Raw genomic sequence first — 17,265 nt, 5'->3', positions numbered from 1 at the left:
TTTACTTAAGATTAAATTTGATTAAAAGATTGGTGGAGATTCTTTGGGGTGAGCCGTTTACTATAAAAGGTTTAAAGCGATAACGTCTACCAATTTCACTGGCTGCACGATCCAAACGCGGAAAGCTACTGGATTGCAACAAGGTGACATCTTCAACGCTACCGGTTTGGTCAATGATCAAGCGTACTACAGCAGTACCTTGTTCGCCTGATCGTTTCGAGAACGAGGGATAGTAAGCATCGGCATCCGGTTGATAGAGCACTTCCAGTTTACCAATGTCGGTCTGAATCGGTGTGCCACTAGCCCCACCTGCAGTAGAGGGGGCGACTGCTGCATTTGGTGGGGGAGAGTCGCTTTTGCTTTCTGCTTGCTTTTGCGCTGCTGAAGTGTCCTTGGGTTGAGCTGGCACAGGTTTGGATGTTGGTTTTTCTTCAACCTTCTTCTTCGGCTCTTCTTTTGGTTTGGGCGGCGGTGTCTTTGGAGTAGGTGCTGCCTGGGGGCTTTGGGCAGGCGATGGGCTGACGAGATTGGCCATAACTCGATCATCATCTTTGACTTCAGAGCGATTACTGAAGTGTAGGAACTCTAATGCTGGCAAGAGATGGGCCAACACCACAATCGCAATGATGATCCGTTCTGATTTTGTGAACGGTAGATGAGCATCTAGCTTTTGAAGAATAGCGCTCACGAAACCTGGCCCAGCAATGCGGCACTGACGCGATGGGATTTGAGATCATGCGATAGCAGATCATTTGCCATTGCTAGGAGCCGTTCCTCATCCTGGCTGCTAATGAATGCTACTGAGCCGTACTCTTGATGAGCAGAACTCTTATTCAAAGAATCCAGTTGTCGTCCTAGTTGCTTCACTACTGCATGACTCGTATCCACCAGGGTAATGTGCTGCCCTAAGAGTTGGTGAATAGCTTTTTTGAGAAATGGGTAGTGTGTGCATCCGAGTACCAAGGTGTCTGCGCCAGCTTCCAAAATCGGCTCAAGATGCTGTTCCAGTAACTCTAAAGTTTGTGCGCTATCTGCTTGACCTGCTTCGATCAAAGGGACGAGGCCTGCACCAGATTGCTTTACGAAGCGGCAATCCTTTGGAAGGGTGGCTAATAAAGCATTGAATTTATCGCTATTAAGGGTGGCCTCGGTAGCTAGTACACCGACAACGCCATTCTGCGATTGCATTGCTGCGGGCTTAATACCTGGTTCAACACCAATGATCGGAATCGCTAACTCTGCGCGAATTTGTTGTATCGCTTGTGCAGTAGCAGTGTTGCAGGCCACCACAATCGCATCACATCCTTGGCTGGCAAGGTATTTGCATAAGACCAAGCTACGCGCTGCAATCCAGTCACTCGACTTTTCGCCATAAGGTGCATTTGCTGAATCTGCTAGATAGATGTAGTCGTGTTGTGGAAGCTGACGCAGAGCCTCATCCAAAATGGATAAGCCTCCAACGCCAGAATCAAAAACGCCTATTAGTGACAATGCGGAACCAGTGAATTCTGAAGCGAACTAATTAGACAATCTTCACTGGAATACCAGCAATCTTGGCTTGCCACTCACGCGGACCCTCGTTATGCATCGAAATACCTTCAGAGTTCACGGCAACCGTGACAGGCATATCCTTCACATCGAACTCGTAAATGGCTTCCATGCCCAGGTCAGCGAAACCAACCACTTTTGCTGACTGAATCGCTTTAGAAACTAAGTAAGCTGCTCCACCTACAGCCATAAGGTAAGCGGACTTATGTTTCTTAATCGCTTCGATCGCTTCTGGTCCACGTTCGGCTTTACCAATCATCGAAATCAAACCAGTTTTAGCTAGCATCATCTCAGTGAATTTATCCATACGAGTTGCAGTCGTAGGTCCGGCTGGGCCAACTGCCTCTTCGCGAACTGGATCAACTGGTCCAACGTAGTAAATAACACGATCTTTAAAGCTCACCGGCAATTCTTCACCTTTTGCCAGCATGTCAGCAATGCGCTTATGAGCAGCATCACGACCAGTCAAAATTTTGCCGTTTAACAATAAGGTTTCACCTGGTTTCCAGCTCGCTACCTCAGCGGCGGTTAGGGTGTCTAAGTTGATGCGTTTGGATTGTTTAACATCCGGTGTCCAAGTGACATCTGGCCAATCAGCAAGAGAGGGTTGCTCCAGTTTTGCGGGTCCATCACCATGTAAATGGAAATGCACATGACGGGTTGCTGCGCAGTTTGGAATCATCGCTACCGGCAAGGATGCTGCATGCGTTGGGTATTCCATAATCTTGATATCGAGTACGGTGGTTAAGCCGCCCAAGCCTTGTGCCCCAATGCCTAATTTATTGACCTTGTCATAGATTTCTAGGCGGAGTTCTTCAGCACGAGTCTTAGCACCACGTGCAATCAGCTCTTGAATATCCACTGGACCCATCAAGGACTCTTTAGCCATCAACATCGCTTTTTCTGGAGTACCACCGATGCCGATACCCAAGATGCCAGGAGGGCACCAGCCAGCACCCATGGTTGGTACAGTTTTGAGAACCCAATCCACAATCGAATCGGAAGGATTGAGCATGACCATCTTGGCTTTGTTTTCAGAGCCACCACCCTTAGCAGCGCAAATGACTTCAACATCATCACCCGGTACGATTTCGTAATGGATGACTGCCGGGGTGTTATCGCCCGTATTTTTTCGTTTGCCTGCAGGATCAGCTAAGACTGAGGCACGCAGCATGTTGTCTGGATTGAGGTAAGCACGACGCACACCCTCGTTCACCATGTCGGTAACACTCATAGTGGCATCTGGCCACTGCACGTTCATACCAATTTTCAGAAACACCACCGCAATACCCGTGTCCTGACACATCGGACGATGACCTTCCGCACACATGCGGCTATTGGTCAGGATTTGCGCGATGGCATCTTTAGCTCCATGTCCTTGCTCGAGCTCATAGGCCTTACCCATCGCAGTAATAAAGTCCTTAGGGTGGTAGTAAGAAATGAACTGAAAGGCATCGGCAACGCTTTGAATGAGGTCGTTTTGTTTGATATTTGTCATGGTTTTCTGCTTATTTCCACATTATTAGTAGGGTTTGGCCTATTTTAAGGGTTTGCCATAGAGCAAATCCCGAGTGTTTTCACTTATCTTCTTAGGTCTTGAGGGTGGAAAACTGTCATTTTGCGATATTTTCTCGCATTTTTACCTGTTATTTGTAGCTATTACTAGATTATTTATTATTCGATAGAGGGCCGTGAAGCATGGAACCATTAATGCAAGAAAACCGCATTTTTAACCCACCTGCAGATTTTGTGAAGAATGCTGCCATTCCAGGGATGGATGCCTATAACAAGCTATGCGCTGAGGCGGAAAAAGATTATGACGGTTTTTGGGGTCGTCTTGCTAAAGAAAATATCTTCTGGAAAAAGCCATTCACTAAAGTCTTAGACGAATCTAAAGCGCCTTTTTATAAATGGTTCGAAGATGGCACAACCAATGCTTCATATAACTGTTTAGATCGTCAAGTTGAAGCTGGCTTGGGCGATAAGACAGCAATTATCTTTGAAGCCGATGACGGCACCGTTACTAAAGTTTCCTATAAAGAGATGCTCGAGCGTGTTTGCAAAATGGCAAACGCACTGCGCAAAATGGGCATTAAGTCTGGTGACAGCGTCATCATTTATATGGCAATGACGATCGAAGGCATTGTTGCAATGCAAGCGTGTGCTCGTATTGGCGCTATTCACTCCGTCGTGTTTGGTGGCTTCTCAGCTCAAGCATTGCGTGATCGTATTGTTGACGTTGGTGCAGTAGCAGTCATTACTGCTGATGGCCAGTTCCGTGGCGGCAAAGCATTGCCATTAAAAACCATTTGTGATGAAGCTCTCTCTACCGGCGAATGCGGCAAAGTAAAGCATGTGATCGTAAGCAAGCGCACTGGTGCTGATATTGCCATGACTGCTGGTCGTGACGTTTGGATGCAAGAGATTGTTGCTAACGAGTCAACAACGTGTGAGCCAGAGTGGGTTAGCGCTGAGCATCCACTATTTATTTTGTATACATCAGGATCCACTGGTAAGCCAAAGGGTGTTCAACATTCCACTGGCGGTTATCTCTTGTGGGCGATTCTGACAATGAAGTGGACCTTTGACATTAAGCCAAATGATGTGTTCTGGTGTACTGCAGACATCGGTTGGGTAACCGGTCACTCCTATATTACGTATGGTCCACTCGCAGTGGGTGCAACGGAGATTGTGTTTGAAGGTGTTCCAACCTATCCCAATGCAGGCCGTTTCTGGGAAATGATTCAAAAACACAAAGCCACGATTTTCTACACAGCACCAACTGCAATTCGTTCTTTGATTAAAGCATCGAGCAACGATGCAGCAGTACATCCAAAGAGTTATGACTTATCTTCGCTCCGCCTCTTAGGTTCAGTAGGCGAGCCAATTAATCCAGAGGCTTGGATGTGGTACTACGAGAATGTGGGTGGCTCACGTTGCCCAATTGCTGATACTTTCTGGCAAACCGAAACTGGTGGCCACATGATTTCTCCGTTGCCTGGTGCAACACCCATGATTCCAGGATCATGCACATTGCCATTGCCCGGTATTCAGGCGGCGATTGTGGATGAAGCAGGGGTTGATGTGCCTAACGGTAACGGTGGCATCTTGGTTGTGAAACGTCCATGGCCTTCTATGATTCGCACGATTTGGAATGATCCAGACCGTTTTGTGAAATCCTATTTCCCAGAAGAATTGGGTGGTACTTTGTATCTTGCGGGTGACGGTGCAATTCGTAACAAAGATACTGGTTACTTCACAATTACAGGTCGTATCGATGACGTCTTGAACGTTTCTGGTCACCGTATGGGCACCATGGAAATCGAATCTTGCTTAGTGGCAAATCCATTGGTTGCTGAAGCTGCAGTAGTCGGTCGTCCAGACGAACTCACTGGTGAAGCAATTTGCGTATTCGTTGTGCTGAAGGGCGGTCGTCCAACAGGTGAAGAAGCGAAAAAGCTTGCTACTGAACTGCGTAACTGGGTTGGCAAAGAGATCGGCCCAATTGCTAAACCAAAGGATGTGCGCTTTGGTGATAACTTGCCTAAGACGCGTTCAGGCAAGATCATGCGTCGTCTTTTGCGTGTGATTGCTAAAGGCGAAGAAGTGACTCAAGACACTTCTACCCTAGAGAATCCAGCGATTTTGGACCAACTCAAAGAGTCTCTATAACTACCTAAACTCGCTTTTAAATCCAAATCCTTCAGGAATCGTATAATTAGCGGTTCCGGAAGGGTGGATGAGCGGTTTAAGTCACACGCCTGGAAAGCGTGCGTAGGTTAATAGCCTACCGCGGGTTCGAATCCCGCCCCTTCCGCCAAGCTGTATCTAAACCACCTTCGGGTGGTTTTTTTATTGTCTGTTGCTGGAATCTAGCAATACGCTCGACTCAACTTTTTCTATTATTAATTTGCTCTTTTTCAAACGTATAAAGTGTGTGAACGATCTCTAATAATCTTTTGCGGTCAGCTTCAGTAAACATGGCACTTGGATTGCTGGCTTGGATTTCAAGGTTCTTTTCTTCCAGTTCTTTAACGCCATCTTCAACCTGCCTATCAATCGTGCCAGTCAGTTGGAATGCTTTAAAGAATAGGGCGGCAATATTGACATGCTCGTACTCAGGACTCACAGCGCCAAAACTCTTTGAAATAGGAGTTAATGCATTCTGTGCATCACCAACTGTTTTTGCTCTTTTTAATAAAAACCGCATGGCATTGAGGCGGTTAGCGATCTCAAACTCACAAGTGAGCACCTCTTTTTGAACCGCTAATTTGGTCTCGTATTGGTGTTGGGCACTTTGATACAGGGCGGCTCCACCGGAGATGAAGACGGAGGATAGGAGCCACATGCCAAGATTGCTGTTAAACAGCTCATACAGCTTCCCCCAGAGATTTCTTTCAATCCGAATGGTAGTGTCAACGGCAGACTGCATCTCAGAGCGGACCTTCGCGATGATTTCATGTCGATAACGCTCCTCGGCCTCAATCAGTTTCTTCTTTTCTTCGTCGAGCATATTTGGTCTCTGATGGATGTAGGTTGTTGGTCGATTTATTCTACAGTGATATATGTCGGCTCCAAAAAGACTTCTACACACCTTTTTTTTGGGGCGGTTTGCGTTTGATTGAGCAAAAGCCCTAGCCAAGCCACCTCAGGGTGGTGTGATTGAAGCTGTGCTGACCAAGCTTACTGACTACTATGCGTAGTCGAAATCACAATCATCATCAAAGATTTTGTACTCGAGATGGATTTCTTTGCGAGTATGGTGCTGCCAAATCAGGCGATCTTTTAGCAACTGATACTTCAGCGAATCGGCATACTCATCAAAATACTCATCATCTTCCGCTACGTAATGGTGGATCTTCATCATTACCTCCAAAGAGTTTAGGTTTTTGGCCCAAAGACTCATAGAGCGATTTCATTGATGTGGTGATGAACTCAGTCGCTCCATTTATCTGTAAGTTGAGCGCAGTCTGATCAAATTCATTTGACATGTCTATCAATCACATGGAAATAATGACGATTGATGGGGAAAAGCAACAGCCACGATATTTGGCGTAATATTGCTAAAACAGATCAATGATTGGAGATGAAATGATTTTTGCAATTTTGTTAATGGATCGTCCTGGAACTGCAGAACTTCGTGTGCAGGTTAGACCTGAGCATCGCGCATATTTGGCTCAGCTATCTGATCGTATGGCTTTCGCAGGACCCCTCACATCAGAGGACGGCAAAACCACTGTTGGAAGTCTATTGGCGATTGATTTTCCGAGTAGGGCAGATGTCGATGCATGGTTAAAAGATGAGCCGTTTACTAAAGCTGGCGTCTATGAGAAACCCATCATCCACGTCTTTACCAATATGTGGCCGCAAAAAGTGGGTTTCCCGCCAGCCAATTAAAGTGGCTTGATTTGTAGTTTGCGAAACTTCACAACGCCACCGGCGGACTGCAGCGCAATCGGACCATCCTGATATCTGCTGTCTTGGGCATCAGCTACGGTTACTGCACCATTTAGCACTACTTTGAAATGTGAGCCGTTGGCAGTGATCTCCATAGTATTCCAGCGACCTCCTGCTTTTGGAACGGGGTCGACCTTGGCGACATCCACAATTGCACCAGTCGCATAGGCTTGCTCTGGGCGAGTATCGTAGATATTGATTTCATAGCAGGTGTACTGATTCACCTTGTTGGGATCTTGGCAACGGATAAAGATGCCGCTATTGGTATTGGATTCCGCCCAAAACTCAGCCTTGATAATGAAGTTCTGATAGTTCTTGGTACTCACTAAAAAACCGTTGGGTTTATTGCCTTCGACCATGCCCTTACCAATCACCCAATTTGCAGTGCCGATGATGTTCCAGCCATTGAGACTCACGCCATCGATGAGATCCACAAATCCATCTGAGTTCTGAGCGAGGGCGGGGGTCCCGCAAAAGAGCAGGGCACTGGTTACGCTCAATGCTGCTATCGATTGTTTTAAGGATTTCATAATGCCTCCCGCGCTTTTATAGGTGTCTAGTAATCAATCCATTGTTACTGATAATCAGAAATAATCACAAGTAGAGATTTCCCTGGAGATCCCCTGATCCAATCCTCGATTTTGGGTCCGGAATCAAGTAGACTTGAGGGATGAATTTAAGAAATCTATCTATCCTCTCTTCCTTCATTTTGACCCTCATGGTTTCTGGCTGTGGCTCGATTGAGTCGGCTGCTCAAGATGACTGCACTTCTATTGGCTGGCAGATCGGCAGTAAGGGTTATGAAGAGTGCTACAAAGCACGGGTTTATGAGCGGAAATTGGATTACTCCAACCCGCCTGGCGACCGACCTTATCCATCCATGCTTTAACCTAGGGTTAACCCTAGGTTCATTCCCTTGAGCGCCGTCAAGGACTTCAAGGGGAAAATAACCCAAAATCAAGCGGTTAATGTACTAATCTAGCGCTTTAGCCGCATCGGTTCCAAGGCGCTAAATAGCAGTGCAATAAAACTATAAAAAATAGAGACTACAGACTATGAATCACCCAAAGCCTTCTCAAGAAGTCAAAGCGGTTGCTATTGCAACAGCAGACGATTTGAGGGAGACCATTCGTCGTAAGAGTAAGTTAAAAGGTCGTCAGGCTGACGATGCTTCCATTGCAGAAGTGCGCCAACTGATAGGTCATGCACCACATCGTCGTGATTTATTGATTGAGAATCTACACAAGCTCAATGATGAGTACCGTGCCTTGCACGATCGTCATTTAGTTGCCTTGGCAAAAGAAATGAATTTGCCGATGGCAGAAGTTTATGAAGTTGCTACCTTCTATCACCACTTTGAAGTCGTGCGCGGTAATGATCCGGTTGCCGATATTCTGATTCGTGTTTGCGATGGCATTGCTTGTGAGTTAGGTGGCGCGCAAAATCTCTTGGCTAAATTGCCAGACATTTTGGGTAATTCCAAGATTAAAGTTGAAGCAGCTCCCTGCGTAGGACGCTGCGAGCAGGCTCCTGTAGCTGTAGTGCATCAGTACCCAGTGCTCTTTGCCACCCCAGATAAAGTTGTAGCCGCCGTTAAGAACAAACTGACGACTCACCCAATTGCAAAAGATGATGCCAATTTTGAGCCAGCAGCCTTAGCCGAGCAGGGCATTTCTCCTCAAGGTCAAAACCAAACAGTCTCCCCAGATTACGTTGGTTATGAAATCTATCGCTCTAAAGGTGGTTACGCTTTAGCAAAAGAGATTCATGACGGCAAGCAAGATGCTGAGAGCATCATCAAGGCGATGGAAAGCTCTGGCTTGCGCGGTCTGGGTGGTGCAGGTTTTCCGGCAGGACGCAAATGGCGTATTGTGAAAGATCAAGTTGCACCAAAGTTAATGGCTGTGAATATTGACGAAGGTGAGCCAGGCACATTTAAAGACCGCACTTACCTAGAGCGTGATCCCCATCGTTTTTTAGAGGGTCTATTGATTGCAGCTAATGTGGTGGGCATTGATGCTTGCTATATCTATTTGCGTGATGAGTATCACGGCTGCCGTGAATTGCTCGAAGCAGAAATCGCCAAGCTCAAAGCTAATCCGCCGTTCCCATTGCCGATGATTGAATTGCGTCGTGGTGCGGGGGCTTACATCTGTGGCGAAGAATCTGCCATGATCGAAAGTATTGAGGGTAAGCGCGGCGAGCCTCGTATGCGTCCTCCTTATATTGCGCAAGTGGGTTTATTTGGTCGACCAACGCTTGAGCACAACTTTGAAACTCTCTACTGGGTGCGCGATATTGTGCAGCGTGGACCAGAGTGGTTTAGCTCTTTTGGCCGTCATGATCGTAAAGGTTTACGTAGCTTTAGCGTGAGTGGGCGCGTAAAAAATCCTGGTGTCAAATTGGCGCCCGCAGGCATCACCATTCAAGAGCTGATCGACGAGTACTGTGGTGGTATGCAAGATGGCCATCAGTTCTATGGCTACTTACCTGGTGGGGCATCCGGCGGTATCTTGCCAGCCACCATGAACGACATTCCACTCGACTTCGATACCTTACAGCCTTACGGTTGTTTCATCGGCTCTGCTGCGGTGATGGTCTTTAGCGACAAAGATAAAGCACGTGATATGGCTCTTAACGTCATGCATTTCTTTGAGCATGAGAGCTGTGGTCAATGCACCCCATGTCGTGTCGGTACCGGCAAAGCTGCCAAACTCATGCAAGCCACATCTTGGGACAAAGAAACACTAGAAGACTTAGCTACTGTGATGGTAGACGCTTCAATCTGCGGTCTAGGCCAAGCTGCGCCAAATCCAATTCGTTGCATTGCTAAATATTTCCCGCAAGAAGTAGCATAACAAGGGAATAACGAGACAAACATGAACGCACCAACCAATCCAAAAGAACTCGAGCTACAAACTGTTGAGTTCAAGCTAGACGGCAAGACGATTGTTTCCTATGAAGGCGAAACGATTCTGAAGGCAGCTAAACGTCATGGTATTGATATTCCACATCTTTGCTTTAAAGATGGCTATCGTCCTGATGGTAACTGCCGTGCTTGCGTTGTCGAAATTAATGGCGAGCGCACATTAGCTCCGAGTTGCTGCAGAAGTGCTACGCCAGGTATGGAAGTCAAAGCCAATAGTGAGCGTGCACTAAAGAGTCAAAAACTTGTGCTGGAGATGCTGCTCTCCGATATGCCAGACGAAGGCTTTAAATGGGTTGGTGACAGCGCAGCAGAAGAGCAACAACATCAACATGGCGAACTCAGTACCTGGGCTGCACAAATGGATGTCACTGTTCGTCCTGAGCTCAAAGCCTTGCGTCGTGACAAAGTGGCAAATGATATTTCCCACCCAGCGATGGCTGTAAACCTCGATGCCTGTATTCAGTGCAACCGCTGTGTACGTGCTTGCCGTGAAGAGCAAGTAAATGATGTGATCGGCTACGCTATGCGTGGTGCTCACAGTGAGATCGTATTCGACTTGAACGATCCAATGGGTGATAGTACTTGCGTTGCCTGTGGAGAGTGTGTGCAAGCTTGCCCAACCGGCGCATTGATGCCGAAGGGTTTGATTGGCTCTCAGATAGTAGATCGTAAGGTGGATTCTGTTTGCCCATTCTGTGGCGTCGGTTGCCAAATTACATATAACGTTAAAGATGAAGAGATTGTGAGCGTAGAAGGCCGTGACGGCCCTGCCAATCACAATCGCCTATGCGTCAAAGGTCGCTTTGGTATGGATTACATCCACAACCCACAGCGTTTAACTAAGCCTTTAATTCGTAAAGCGGGTGTAGCAAAGGACGAAACTATTCTGGAAGGTAAGCAAGACTGGTCCGATATTTTCCGTGAGGCTACTTGGGAAGAAGCGCTTGAGTTTGCAGGCGGCGGCCTCAAAAAACTCAAAGACCAGCATGGCCTAAAAGTCTTGGCTGGTTTTGGTTCTGCAAAGGGCAGTAACGAAGAAGCCTATCTATTCCAAAAATTGGTTCGTACAGGATTTGGTAGCAATAATGTGGACCATTGCACCCGTCTGTGCCATGCATCCTCTGTTGCGGCATTGCTAGAAGGCGTGGGCTCTGGTGCTGTAAGTAATCAGGTGAATGACGTTGAGCATTCCAGCTTGATTTTCTTGATTGGATCTAATCCAACGGCAAACCATCCTGTAGCGGCTACTTGGTTTAAGAACGCCGCAAAACGTGGCGCCAAGATTGTGCTGTGTGATCCTCGCATGACTGAAATCAGTAAGCATGCCTGGCGCACGATGCAGTTCAAGCCTGATACGGATGTGGCAATGCTCAATGCCATGATCTATACAATCATCGAAGAGGGTTTGGCTGATCAAGAATTTATTGCGAACCGCGCCAATAACTTTGAAGCCTTAAAAGAAAATATCAAGGGTTATAGCCCTGAAGCAATGGCGCCGATCTGTGGTATTCCGGCAGAGACCTTGCGTGAAGTTGCCAGAGAATTTGCTACTACTAAGTCAGCGATGATTTTGTGGGGCATGGGTGTCAGCCAACACGTTCATGGTACGGATAATGCCCGCTGCTTAATTGCTTTGGTGAGTATCACTGGTCAAATTGGTAAGCCTGGCTCAGGCTTACACCCACTGCGTGGCCAAAATAATGTGCAGGGCGCTAGTGATGCTGGTTTGATTCCGATGATGTTCCCGAACTATCAGCGCGTTGATAACCCAGAAGCGCACGCGTGGTTTGAGAAGTTCTGGAATACACCGCTCGATAAGAAGCCTGGCTACACCGTTGTGGAGATCATGCATAAGATCACTGCACCCGACAGTGACCCAGATAAGATTCGTGGCATGTATGTCGAAGGTGAAAACCCTGCGATGAGTGACCCTGATTTAAATCATGCACGTCATGCTTTGGCATCCCTTGAGCATCTTGTAGTGCAAGACATCTTCATGACCGAAACCGCCTTACTTGCAGACGTTGTATTGCCAGCAAGTGCCTGGCCAGAGAAGGTGGGTACAGCAAGTAATACCGACCGTATGGTGCAGATGGGTAAGAAAGCAATCAACCCTCCGGGTGACGCTAAGGCAGACTTGTGGATCATTCAGCAAATTGCCAAACAGATGGGTCTGAACTGGAACTATCAAGGGCCAGATGATGGTGTAGCGCAAGTCTATGACGAGATGCGTCAAGCAATGCATGGAGCTATTCAGGGCATTACTTGGGAACGTCTGGAAAAAGAATCGAGCGTGACATACCCATGCTTGTCAGCAGAAGATCCAGGACGCCCAATCGTATTTGATGATGAGTTTGCGACACCAGATGGCAAGGTCAAACTGGTTCCTGCTGACATTATTCCCGCAAATGAAAGACCTGATACCGAATACCCGTTTGTGTTGATTACGGGCCGTCAGTTAGAGCATTGGCATACCGGTAGTATGACGAGACGCGCAACGGTGCTTGATGCCATCGAGCCAATGGCAACCGTCTCGATGAATGGTGAAGACATGACCCAGTTAGGTGTATCTGCTGGTGAGGTGATTACCGTTCAATCCCGTCGTGGCGAAGTAGGTATTCATGTACGTAGGGATGACGGTACACCAAGAGGCGTGATCTTTATTCCGTTTGCTTACTATGAAGCTGCGGCTAACTTGATTACCAATCCTGCCCTAGATCCATTTGGCAAGATCCCAGAATTTAAGTACTGCGCTGTCAAGCTCGCCAAAGGCGGGGATGCAGCCAAGATTATGGGATATGGCACGAATGCTCCTGGCGGCTCTAAAGTGACTTCAAACGTCTGAGCGTCAAACTAGCAATCCTAGAAAGACTCCAAATTTGGAGCCTTTTTACTTAGGCCTCACTAATTTGAATTGCCCTTTAGAATGAACCCTCTATGGCCAGTTCAAAACCCACTCCCTCACAGGCTCAAGCCGAGTTACCAGTGCTCATCATTGGGGCAGGTCTAGCTGGCCTAACGGTTGCCCTACATATGGCTGAAACTCAGCCAGTGATTCTGATGGCAAAGCGCGGTTTAGGTGAGGCTGCAACAGCTTGGGCTCAAGGCGGTATTGTTGGGGTAGTGGATAAAGAGCATGACAGCATTGATTCTCATGTAGCGGACACTATTGATGCCGGTGCAGGCCTCGTAGTGGAATCGACCGCACGTTACATTGCTGAAGAAAGTGCGGATGCGATTAAATGGTTAGTAGACCAAGGCGTTCCCTTTACCGCCGATGAAACTGGCCCAATGGGATTACATCTCACTCGTGAGGGCGGACATACGCATCGCCGAATTGCCCATGCTGCCGATGCTACTGGTAAAGCAATTCATGAAGTGTTGCTGGATAAAGCTAAGGCACATCAAAATATTCGTATTCTGGAACATTGGATTGCGCTCGATCTGATTACCAACCGTCATCTCGACGCAAAGACACAGCGCACTAAGCCAAACCGCTGCTATGGTGTGTACGCCCTAGATATCAAAAACAATCGCGTAGAAACCATTCCAGCTAAGTCAGTGGTACTAGCGACCGGCGGCGTTGGCAAAGTTTATCGCTACACCAGTAACCCAGATACTGCTACTGGTGATGGTATTGCGATGGCCTGGCGGGCAGGTTGCCGGGTTGGCAATATGGAATTTATTCAGTTCCACCCAACTTGTTTGTATCACCCTAGTGATCGTACCTTCTTGATTACTGAAGCCATGCGGGGTGAGGGTGGTTTATTAAAGCTGCCAGATGGCACTCGCTTTATGCCAGAGCATGATGAGCGCAATGAACTAGCGCCACGAGATATCGTCGCCCGTGCTATCGACTTTGAGATGAAGAAGCATGGTTTGGATTATGTGCACTTAGATGCGACCCATCTCGGTGAGGCATTTATCAAGGAACATTTTCCCATGATTTATGCACGTTGCTTAAGTCTTGGGCTGGACATTACCAAAGAGGCTATTCCTGTTGTTCCAGCGGCACATTACACCTGCGGTGGAGTTGTAACCGATCTAAAAGGTAGAGCCGATCTACCAGGTCTTTATGCAGTTGGTGAGGCAACCTACACCGGTTTACACGGCGCTAATCGACTCGCCAGCAACTCCTTATTGGAGTGCGTGGTGATTGGTAAGGCAGCAGCCGAAGACATCTCAGAGCTCAAAGCGCCAATGATGCCTAATTTACCGCTTTGGGACGAGAGCCAAGTAGAAGATGCGGATGAACAAGTGGTGATTGCCCATAACTGGGATGAGTTGCGTTCCTTGATGTGGAACTACGTTGGCATTGTGAGAACCAATCGCCGACTAGAGCGGGCACTCCACAGAATCAAGTTACTCAGATATGAAGTACAAGAGTATTACGCCAACTTTAAGGTCACGCGAGATCTGATTGAGTTGCGTAACTTGCTAGAGTGTGCGGAACTCATCGTCAGGTCAGCCCTGATGAGAAGAGAAAGCAGGGGATTGCACTACAGCCGCGACTACCCTGGAACTTGGGCGGTCTCGTATCCAACGATCTTGACTCCTCAGGCAGAAGGCTCTGATTTGCTTAAGAAAAGTTAAGCACGAGCTTTGCTAGTCGGTTTTGTATGTAGGCTCAGACCAAGAGCTGCAAGTACCTTCAATACAGTATCAAACCCCGGTATTCGATCCCCAGACAAGGCTTTGTATAGGCTTTCTCTTGAGAGCCCAGATTCCTTAGCTACTTGAGCCATTCCTTTTGCGCGCGCTATATCGCCAAGTGCTTTTGCTATAAACGCTGCATCCCCATTGGATTCTTCAATGCATGCTTGCAGATAAAGAGCCATTTCTTTAGGGGTACGTAGATGTTCTGCTACATCATAAGGGCTGGTGATTGTCTTTTTCATCTCATTCACTATATGTTTTTGGCTAAATATTTTGCAATCTGAATATCTTTAACCTGAGTTCTTTTATTGCCCCCGATAAGTAATAGATACATTACATTCTCATGTTTTGTGTAATAAATTCTGTAGCCGGGTCCAAAATCAATCTTCATCTCAAAGACCTTACTGCCAACGGATTTTGTAATTCCTGAATTTCCTTCGGACAAACGTTTAATTCGGGCTTGAATTTTTGCTCTTCCCATCAAATCATTCAGGGAATCTAGCCAGACTGTAAATTCTTCGGTTTTCCTGATTTCGAGCATTCATTAATGTAGCCAATAGGATACATTAAATCTGCAGGAAAGTATGTAATTTAGATGGGAATTTACTGAAAAACCTTAAAGGATGCGCATCGAGAAATCAACCGCATGCACATCCTTGGTTAACTTTCCAAGGGAGATGCGATCCACACCAGTTGTAGCAATCGCACGCATTTGGTCCAAATTAATGCCACCAGAAGCTTCGAGTAACGCACGGCCAGCTGTCAAAGCAACGGCCTCTTTCATTTGATCGGTATTGAAGTTATCAATCAAAATGCTTTTGGCGCCGGCAGCCAAAGCTTCTTCGAGTTCTGCAAAGTTTTCTACTTCAATCTGAATATCTACCCCAGCATTGAGAGCGGCAGCATTCTTCAGGGCAGCAGTAACGCTACCCGCTGCAGCGATATGATTCTCTTTGATCAAAATGCCATGCCATAGAGCAAGCCTTTGGTTCTGGCCACCACCAACCCGAACAGCATATTTTTGTGCCTGGCGCAAACCTGGAATAGTCTTGCGGGTATCTAGTACGGCACAGCCCTTGGGATTGGGGCTGACATTCGCAATCGCATCGACGTGTTGCCGGGTAATGCTGGCAGTCCAAGACAGTGTTTGCAAAAAATTAATACAGGTGCGTTCTGCAGAGAGTAGGGCTTGAGCATCTGCCTCAATATCACAGACTTTGCTGTCTGCAGCCATGAGGTTGCCTTCCATGTAATGCCAAGTGACTTTAGCATTGGCATCAAGTTTTTTGAGAGTACCCTCAAACCAATCAACCCCACACAATACTGCCTCTTGGCGCACGATCAATTGTGCATGAACACGTTTATTGGGAACCAGTTTGGTAGTCCAATCACCAGTGCCAATATCTTCCATGAGCGCATCATGAATATTGCGTTGACGCGCTTGCTCTAGAGTTTCGTTGTGGTCAAACATGGGATTCAATCAAAAATACTTCAGTTAGGCAGCGCCAATATTTTTCACAAAGCCATGTTGTGCTTTAGCGAGAAGATCAGGATGGTTTTTAGTGAAATCAAGCATGCGATCAATGCACGTTAAGGCTTTTGCACGAATGGGTTCATCGATGAAGATTTCACCAGAGGCATTCTCAAGGCAATCCAAGATTCCTTGCAAGCCATTCATAGCCATCCAAGGACAGTGCGCACAACTCTTGCAGGTGGCGCTATTACCAGCAGTCGGTGCTTCTATCAAAACCTTGTGTGGTGCTAATTGGCGCATACGGTGCAAGATGCCATTATCGGTTGCCACAATATATTCAGTAGCAGTTCCTTCAACAACCGCCTTAATCATGGCGGAGGTAGACCCCACAACGTCTGCCAGGTCAACAACAGCTTGTGGTGATTCAGGGTGAACCAAGATCATGGCGTTAGGGTGGGCTGCTTTGAGCACCTCTAATTCAGCAGCCTTAAATTCATCATGAACAATGCAGGCGCCATTCCACAACAACATATCCGCACCAGTTTGCTCTTGAATATAACGACCTAAGTGGCGATCAGGAGCCCACAGAATTTTTTTACCTTCGAGTTTTAATTGGTGGACAATTGCCAATGCACATGAACTCGTCACCATCCAGTCCGCTTGTGCTTTTACAGCAGCAGAAGTGTTTGCATAAACAACGACAACGCGATCGGGATGCAAAGCTTTAAAAGCAGCAAAATCAGAGGCGTCACAACCTAAATCCAAAGAACAGGTTGCCTCAAGATCTGGCATGAAGATGCGTTTTTCTGGGCTCAGAATCTTGGCAGATTCACCCATGAAGCGCACGCCAGCAACAATGAGATTCTTAGCAGGATGGTTCTTACCAAAGCGCGCCATCTCGAGGGAGTCAGCAACAAAACCACCTGTCTCCATGGCGAGATCTTGAATGTCGCCATCTACATAGTAGTGGGCAACCAAAGCCGCATCCTTTTCCACCAATAGTTGCTTAATCCGAGCAATGACAACAGATTTTTCAGATCCTGCAAGGTGGGGCGGCACCTTTGCCCAGGCTTGGGCGGTGCAAGTCACCCCAGCCGAGTCTTGCTGGGGGTAGTCAAAGGCGATGGGGGCGCTAACAGTTGAATTCATACGAAATATTAACCTGTATGGCAGTTTTGATGCAAAGCTCCTTAAAGCTCTA

At 47.2% G+C, this 17,265-nt stretch carries 16 protein-coding genes and 1 tRNA gene; 7 read left to right on the top strand and 10 right to left on the bottom strand.

Going from position 1 to position 17,265, the window contains the following annotated elements; all coding sequences use genetic code 11:
• Position 1: 1 nt before the first annotated feature.
• Genes C2757_RS05430 through C2757_RS05420 form a run of 3 tightly spaced genes read right to left on the bottom strand, consistent with a single transcriptional unit; the run spans position 2 to position 3,046 of the window.
• Positions 2 to 688 carry an energy transducer TonB gene (locus C2757_RS05430; protein ID WP_215373330.1) on the bottom strand — a complete coding sequence of 229 codons (687 nt, stop codon included), beginning with the start codon at positions 686 to 688 and terminating at the stop codon, positions 2 to 4.
• Positions 685 to 1,491 carry a glutamate racemase gene (gene murI / locus C2757_RS05425; RefSeq protein WP_215373328.1) on the bottom strand — a complete coding sequence of 269 codons (807 nt, stop codon included), beginning with the start codon at positions 1,489 to 1,491 and terminating at the stop codon, positions 685 to 687. The genes C2757_RS05430 and murI overlap by 4 nt, the downstream gene beginning before the upstream one ends.
• A gap of 31 nt (positions 1,492 to 1,522) precedes the next feature.
• The gene (locus tag C2757_RS05420) at positions 1,523 to 3,046 is read right to left on the bottom strand and encodes a fumarate hydratase (protein ID WP_215373327.1); all 1,524 of its coding nucleotides are present in this window, start codon (positions 3,044 to 3,046) and stop codon (positions 1,523 to 1,525) included.
• Between the two features lie 200 nt (positions 3,047 to 3,246).
• On the opposite strand from C2757_RS05420, the gene acs reads away from it, so the two are divergent.
• Both acs and C2757_RS05410 read left to right on the top strand, forming a co-directional pair.
• Complete coding sequence (acs, locus tag C2757_RS05415) at positions 3,247 to 5,220, top strand: acetate--CoA ligase (RefSeq protein WP_215373325.1); 1,974 nt, start codon at positions 3,247 to 3,249, stop codon at positions 5,218 to 5,220.
• A gap of 57 nt (positions 5,221 to 5,277) precedes the next feature.
• Positions 5,278 to 5,368 (top strand) — tRNA-Ser (locus C2757_RS05410).
• 69 nt (positions 5,369 to 5,437) lie between these two features.
• Here C2757_RS05410 and C2757_RS05405 read toward each other — a convergent pair.
• Positions 5,438 to 6,061: a hypothetical protein gene (locus C2757_RS05405; RefSeq protein WP_215373323.1), complete on the bottom strand. Its 624-nt coding sequence runs from the start codon at positions 6,059 to 6,061 to the stop codon at positions 5,438 to 5,440.
• Between the two features lie 180 nt (positions 6,062 to 6,241).
• Positions 6,242 to 6,415 carry a hypothetical protein gene (locus C2757_RS05400; protein WP_215373321.1) on the bottom strand — a complete coding sequence of 58 codons (174 nt, stop codon included), beginning with the start codon at positions 6,413 to 6,415 and terminating at the stop codon, positions 6,242 to 6,244.
• Positions 6,416 to 6,624: 209 nt separating this feature from the next.
• Between C2757_RS05400 and C2757_RS05395 the strand changes: the two genes are divergently transcribed.
• The gene (locus C2757_RS05395; RefSeq protein ID WP_371817013.1) at positions 6,625 to 6,945 is read left to right on the top strand and encodes a YciI family protein; all 321 of its coding nucleotides are present in this window, start codon (positions 6,625 to 6,627) and stop codon (positions 6,943 to 6,945) included.
• Here the strand turns inward: C2757_RS05395 and C2757_RS05390 are convergent.
• A complete protein-coding gene (locus C2757_RS05390; RefSeq protein ID WP_215373319.1) occupies positions 6,942 to 7,535 on the bottom strand; it encodes a DUF1080 domain-containing protein in 594 nt (197 codons plus the stop codon). The two genes, C2757_RS05395 and C2757_RS05390, sit on opposite strands and share 4 nt — an antisense overlap.
• Positions 7,536 to 7,675: 140 nt before the next feature.
• Here C2757_RS05390 and C2757_RS05385 point away from each other — a divergent pair, with 140 nt between their 5' ends.
• The 4 genes from C2757_RS05385 (at position 7,676) to nadB (ending at position 14,527) form a co-directional block, all read left to right on the top strand.
• Positions 7,676 to 7,894 carry a hypothetical protein gene (locus C2757_RS05385; protein ID WP_215373318.1) on the top strand — a complete coding sequence of 73 codons (219 nt, stop codon included), beginning with the start codon at positions 7,676 to 7,678 and terminating at the stop codon, positions 7,892 to 7,894.
• 166 nt (positions 7,895 to 8,060) lie between these two features.
• Positions 8,061 to 9,863 carry an NAD(P)H-dependent oxidoreductase subunit E gene (locus tag C2757_RS05380; protein ID WP_215373316.1) on the top strand — a complete coding sequence of 601 codons (1,803 nt, stop codon included), beginning with the start codon at positions 8,061 to 8,063 and terminating at the stop codon, positions 9,861 to 9,863.
• Positions 9,864 to 9,884: 21 nt separating this feature from the next.
• Entirely contained in the window at positions 9,885 to 12,779 is a 2,895-nt protein-coding gene (fdhF, locus tag C2757_RS05375; protein WP_215373315.1) for a formate dehydrogenase subunit alpha, read from the top strand.
• A gap of 92 nt (positions 12,780 to 12,871) precedes the next feature.
• A complete protein-coding gene (gene nadB, locus C2757_RS05370; protein WP_215373313.1) occupies positions 12,872 to 14,527 on the top strand; it encodes an L-aspartate oxidase in 1,656 nt (551 codons plus the stop codon).
• Here nadB and C2757_RS05365 read toward each other — a convergent pair.
• The 4 genes from C2757_RS05365 to nadA all read right to left on the bottom strand — a co-directional run bounded on the left by C2757_RS05365 (position 14,524) and on the right by nadA (position 17,213).
• Entirely contained in the window at positions 14,524 to 14,832 is a 309-nt protein-coding gene (locus C2757_RS05365; RefSeq protein ID WP_215373311.1) for an addiction module antidote protein, read from the bottom strand. The two genes, nadB and C2757_RS05365, sit on opposite strands and share 4 nt — an antisense overlap.
• Positions 14,833 to 14,840: 8 nt before the next feature.
• The gene (locus C2757_RS05360; protein WP_215373310.1) at positions 14,841 to 15,131 is read right to left on the bottom strand and encodes a type II toxin-antitoxin system RelE/ParE family toxin; all 291 of its coding nucleotides are present in this window, start codon (positions 15,129 to 15,131) and stop codon (positions 14,841 to 14,843) included.
• Between the two features lie 75 nt (positions 15,132 to 15,206).
• On the bottom strand, positions 15,207 to 16,061 hold the full coding sequence (nadC, locus tag C2757_RS05355; RefSeq protein WP_215373308.1) for a carboxylating nicotinate-nucleotide diphosphorylase: 855 nt from the start codon (positions 16,059 to 16,061) through the stop codon (positions 15,207 to 15,209).
• A gap of 24 nt (positions 16,062 to 16,085) precedes the next feature.
• Positions 16,086 to 17,213 (bottom strand): quinolinate synthase NadA, encoded by a 1,128-nt coding sequence (gene nadA / locus C2757_RS05350; RefSeq protein WP_215373307.1) that lies wholly within the window; start codon positions 17,211 to 17,213, stop codon positions 16,086 to 16,088.
• Positions 17,214 to 17,265 lie beyond the last annotated feature (52 nt).

The sequence above is a fragment of the Polynucleobacter sp. MWH-Svant-W18 genome (genome assembly GCF_018687495.1).
Classification (GTDB): Bacteria; Pseudomonadota; Gammaproteobacteria; order Burkholderiales; family Burkholderiaceae; genus Polynucleobacter.
Note: the sequence above shows the minus strand (reverse complement) of the source record. Positions and strands in the feature narration are given on the sequence as shown.

Excerpts from the sequence above, each read along its gene's own strand:
- nadA (WP_215373307.1), bottom strand. The coding sequence starts at position 17,213 with ATGAATTCAACTGTTAGCGCCCCCATCGCCTTTGACTACCCCCAGCAA.
- C2757_RS05380 (WP_215373316.1), top strand. The coding sequence starts at position 8,061 with ATGAATCACCCAAAGCCTTCTCAAGAAGTCAAAGCGGTTGCTATTGCA.
- C2757_RS05405 (WP_215373323.1), bottom strand. The coding sequence starts at position 6,061 with ATGCTCGACGAAGAAAAGAAGAAACTGATTGAGGCCGAGGAGCGTTAT.
- C2757_RS05395 (WP_371817013.1), top strand. The coding sequence starts at position 6,625 with ATGATTGGAGATGAAATGATTTTTGCAATTTTGTTAATGGATCGTCCT.
- C2757_RS05390 (WP_215373319.1), bottom strand. The coding sequence starts at position 7,535 with ATGAAATCCTTAAAACAATCGATAGCAGCATTGAGCGTAACCAGTGCC.
- fdhF (WP_215373315.1), top strand. The coding sequence starts at position 9,885 with ATGAACGCACCAACCAATCCAAAAGAACTCGAGCTACAAACTGTTGAG.
- acs (WP_215373325.1), top strand. The coding sequence starts at position 3,247 with ATGGAACCATTAATGCAAGAAAACCGCATTTTTAACCCACCTGCAGAT.
- C2757_RS05385 (WP_215373318.1), top strand. The coding sequence starts at position 7,676 with ATGAATTTAAGAAATCTATCTATCCTCTCTTCCTTCATTTTGACCCTC.
- C2757_RS05420 (WP_215373327.1), bottom strand. The coding sequence starts at position 3,046 with ATGACAAATATCAAACAAAACGACCTCATTCAAAGCGTTGCCGATGCC.
- nadB (WP_215373313.1), top strand. The coding sequence starts at position 12,872 with ATGGCCAGTTCAAAACCCACTCCCTCACAGGCTCAAGCCGAGTTACCA.
- C2757_RS05360 (WP_215373310.1), bottom strand. The coding sequence starts at position 15,131 with ATGCTCGAAATCAGGAAAACCGAAGAATTTACAGTCTGGCTAGATTCC.
- C2757_RS05365 (WP_215373311.1), bottom strand. The coding sequence starts at position 14,832 with ATGAAAAAGACAATCACCAGCCCTTATGATGTAGCAGAACATCTACGT.
- C2757_RS05400 (WP_215373321.1), bottom strand. The coding sequence starts at position 6,415 with ATGATGAAGATCCACCATTACGTAGCGGAAGATGATGAGTATTTTGAT.
- nadC (WP_215373308.1), bottom strand. The coding sequence starts at position 16,061 with ATGTTTGACCACAACGAAACTCTAGAGCAAGCGCGTCAACGCAATATT.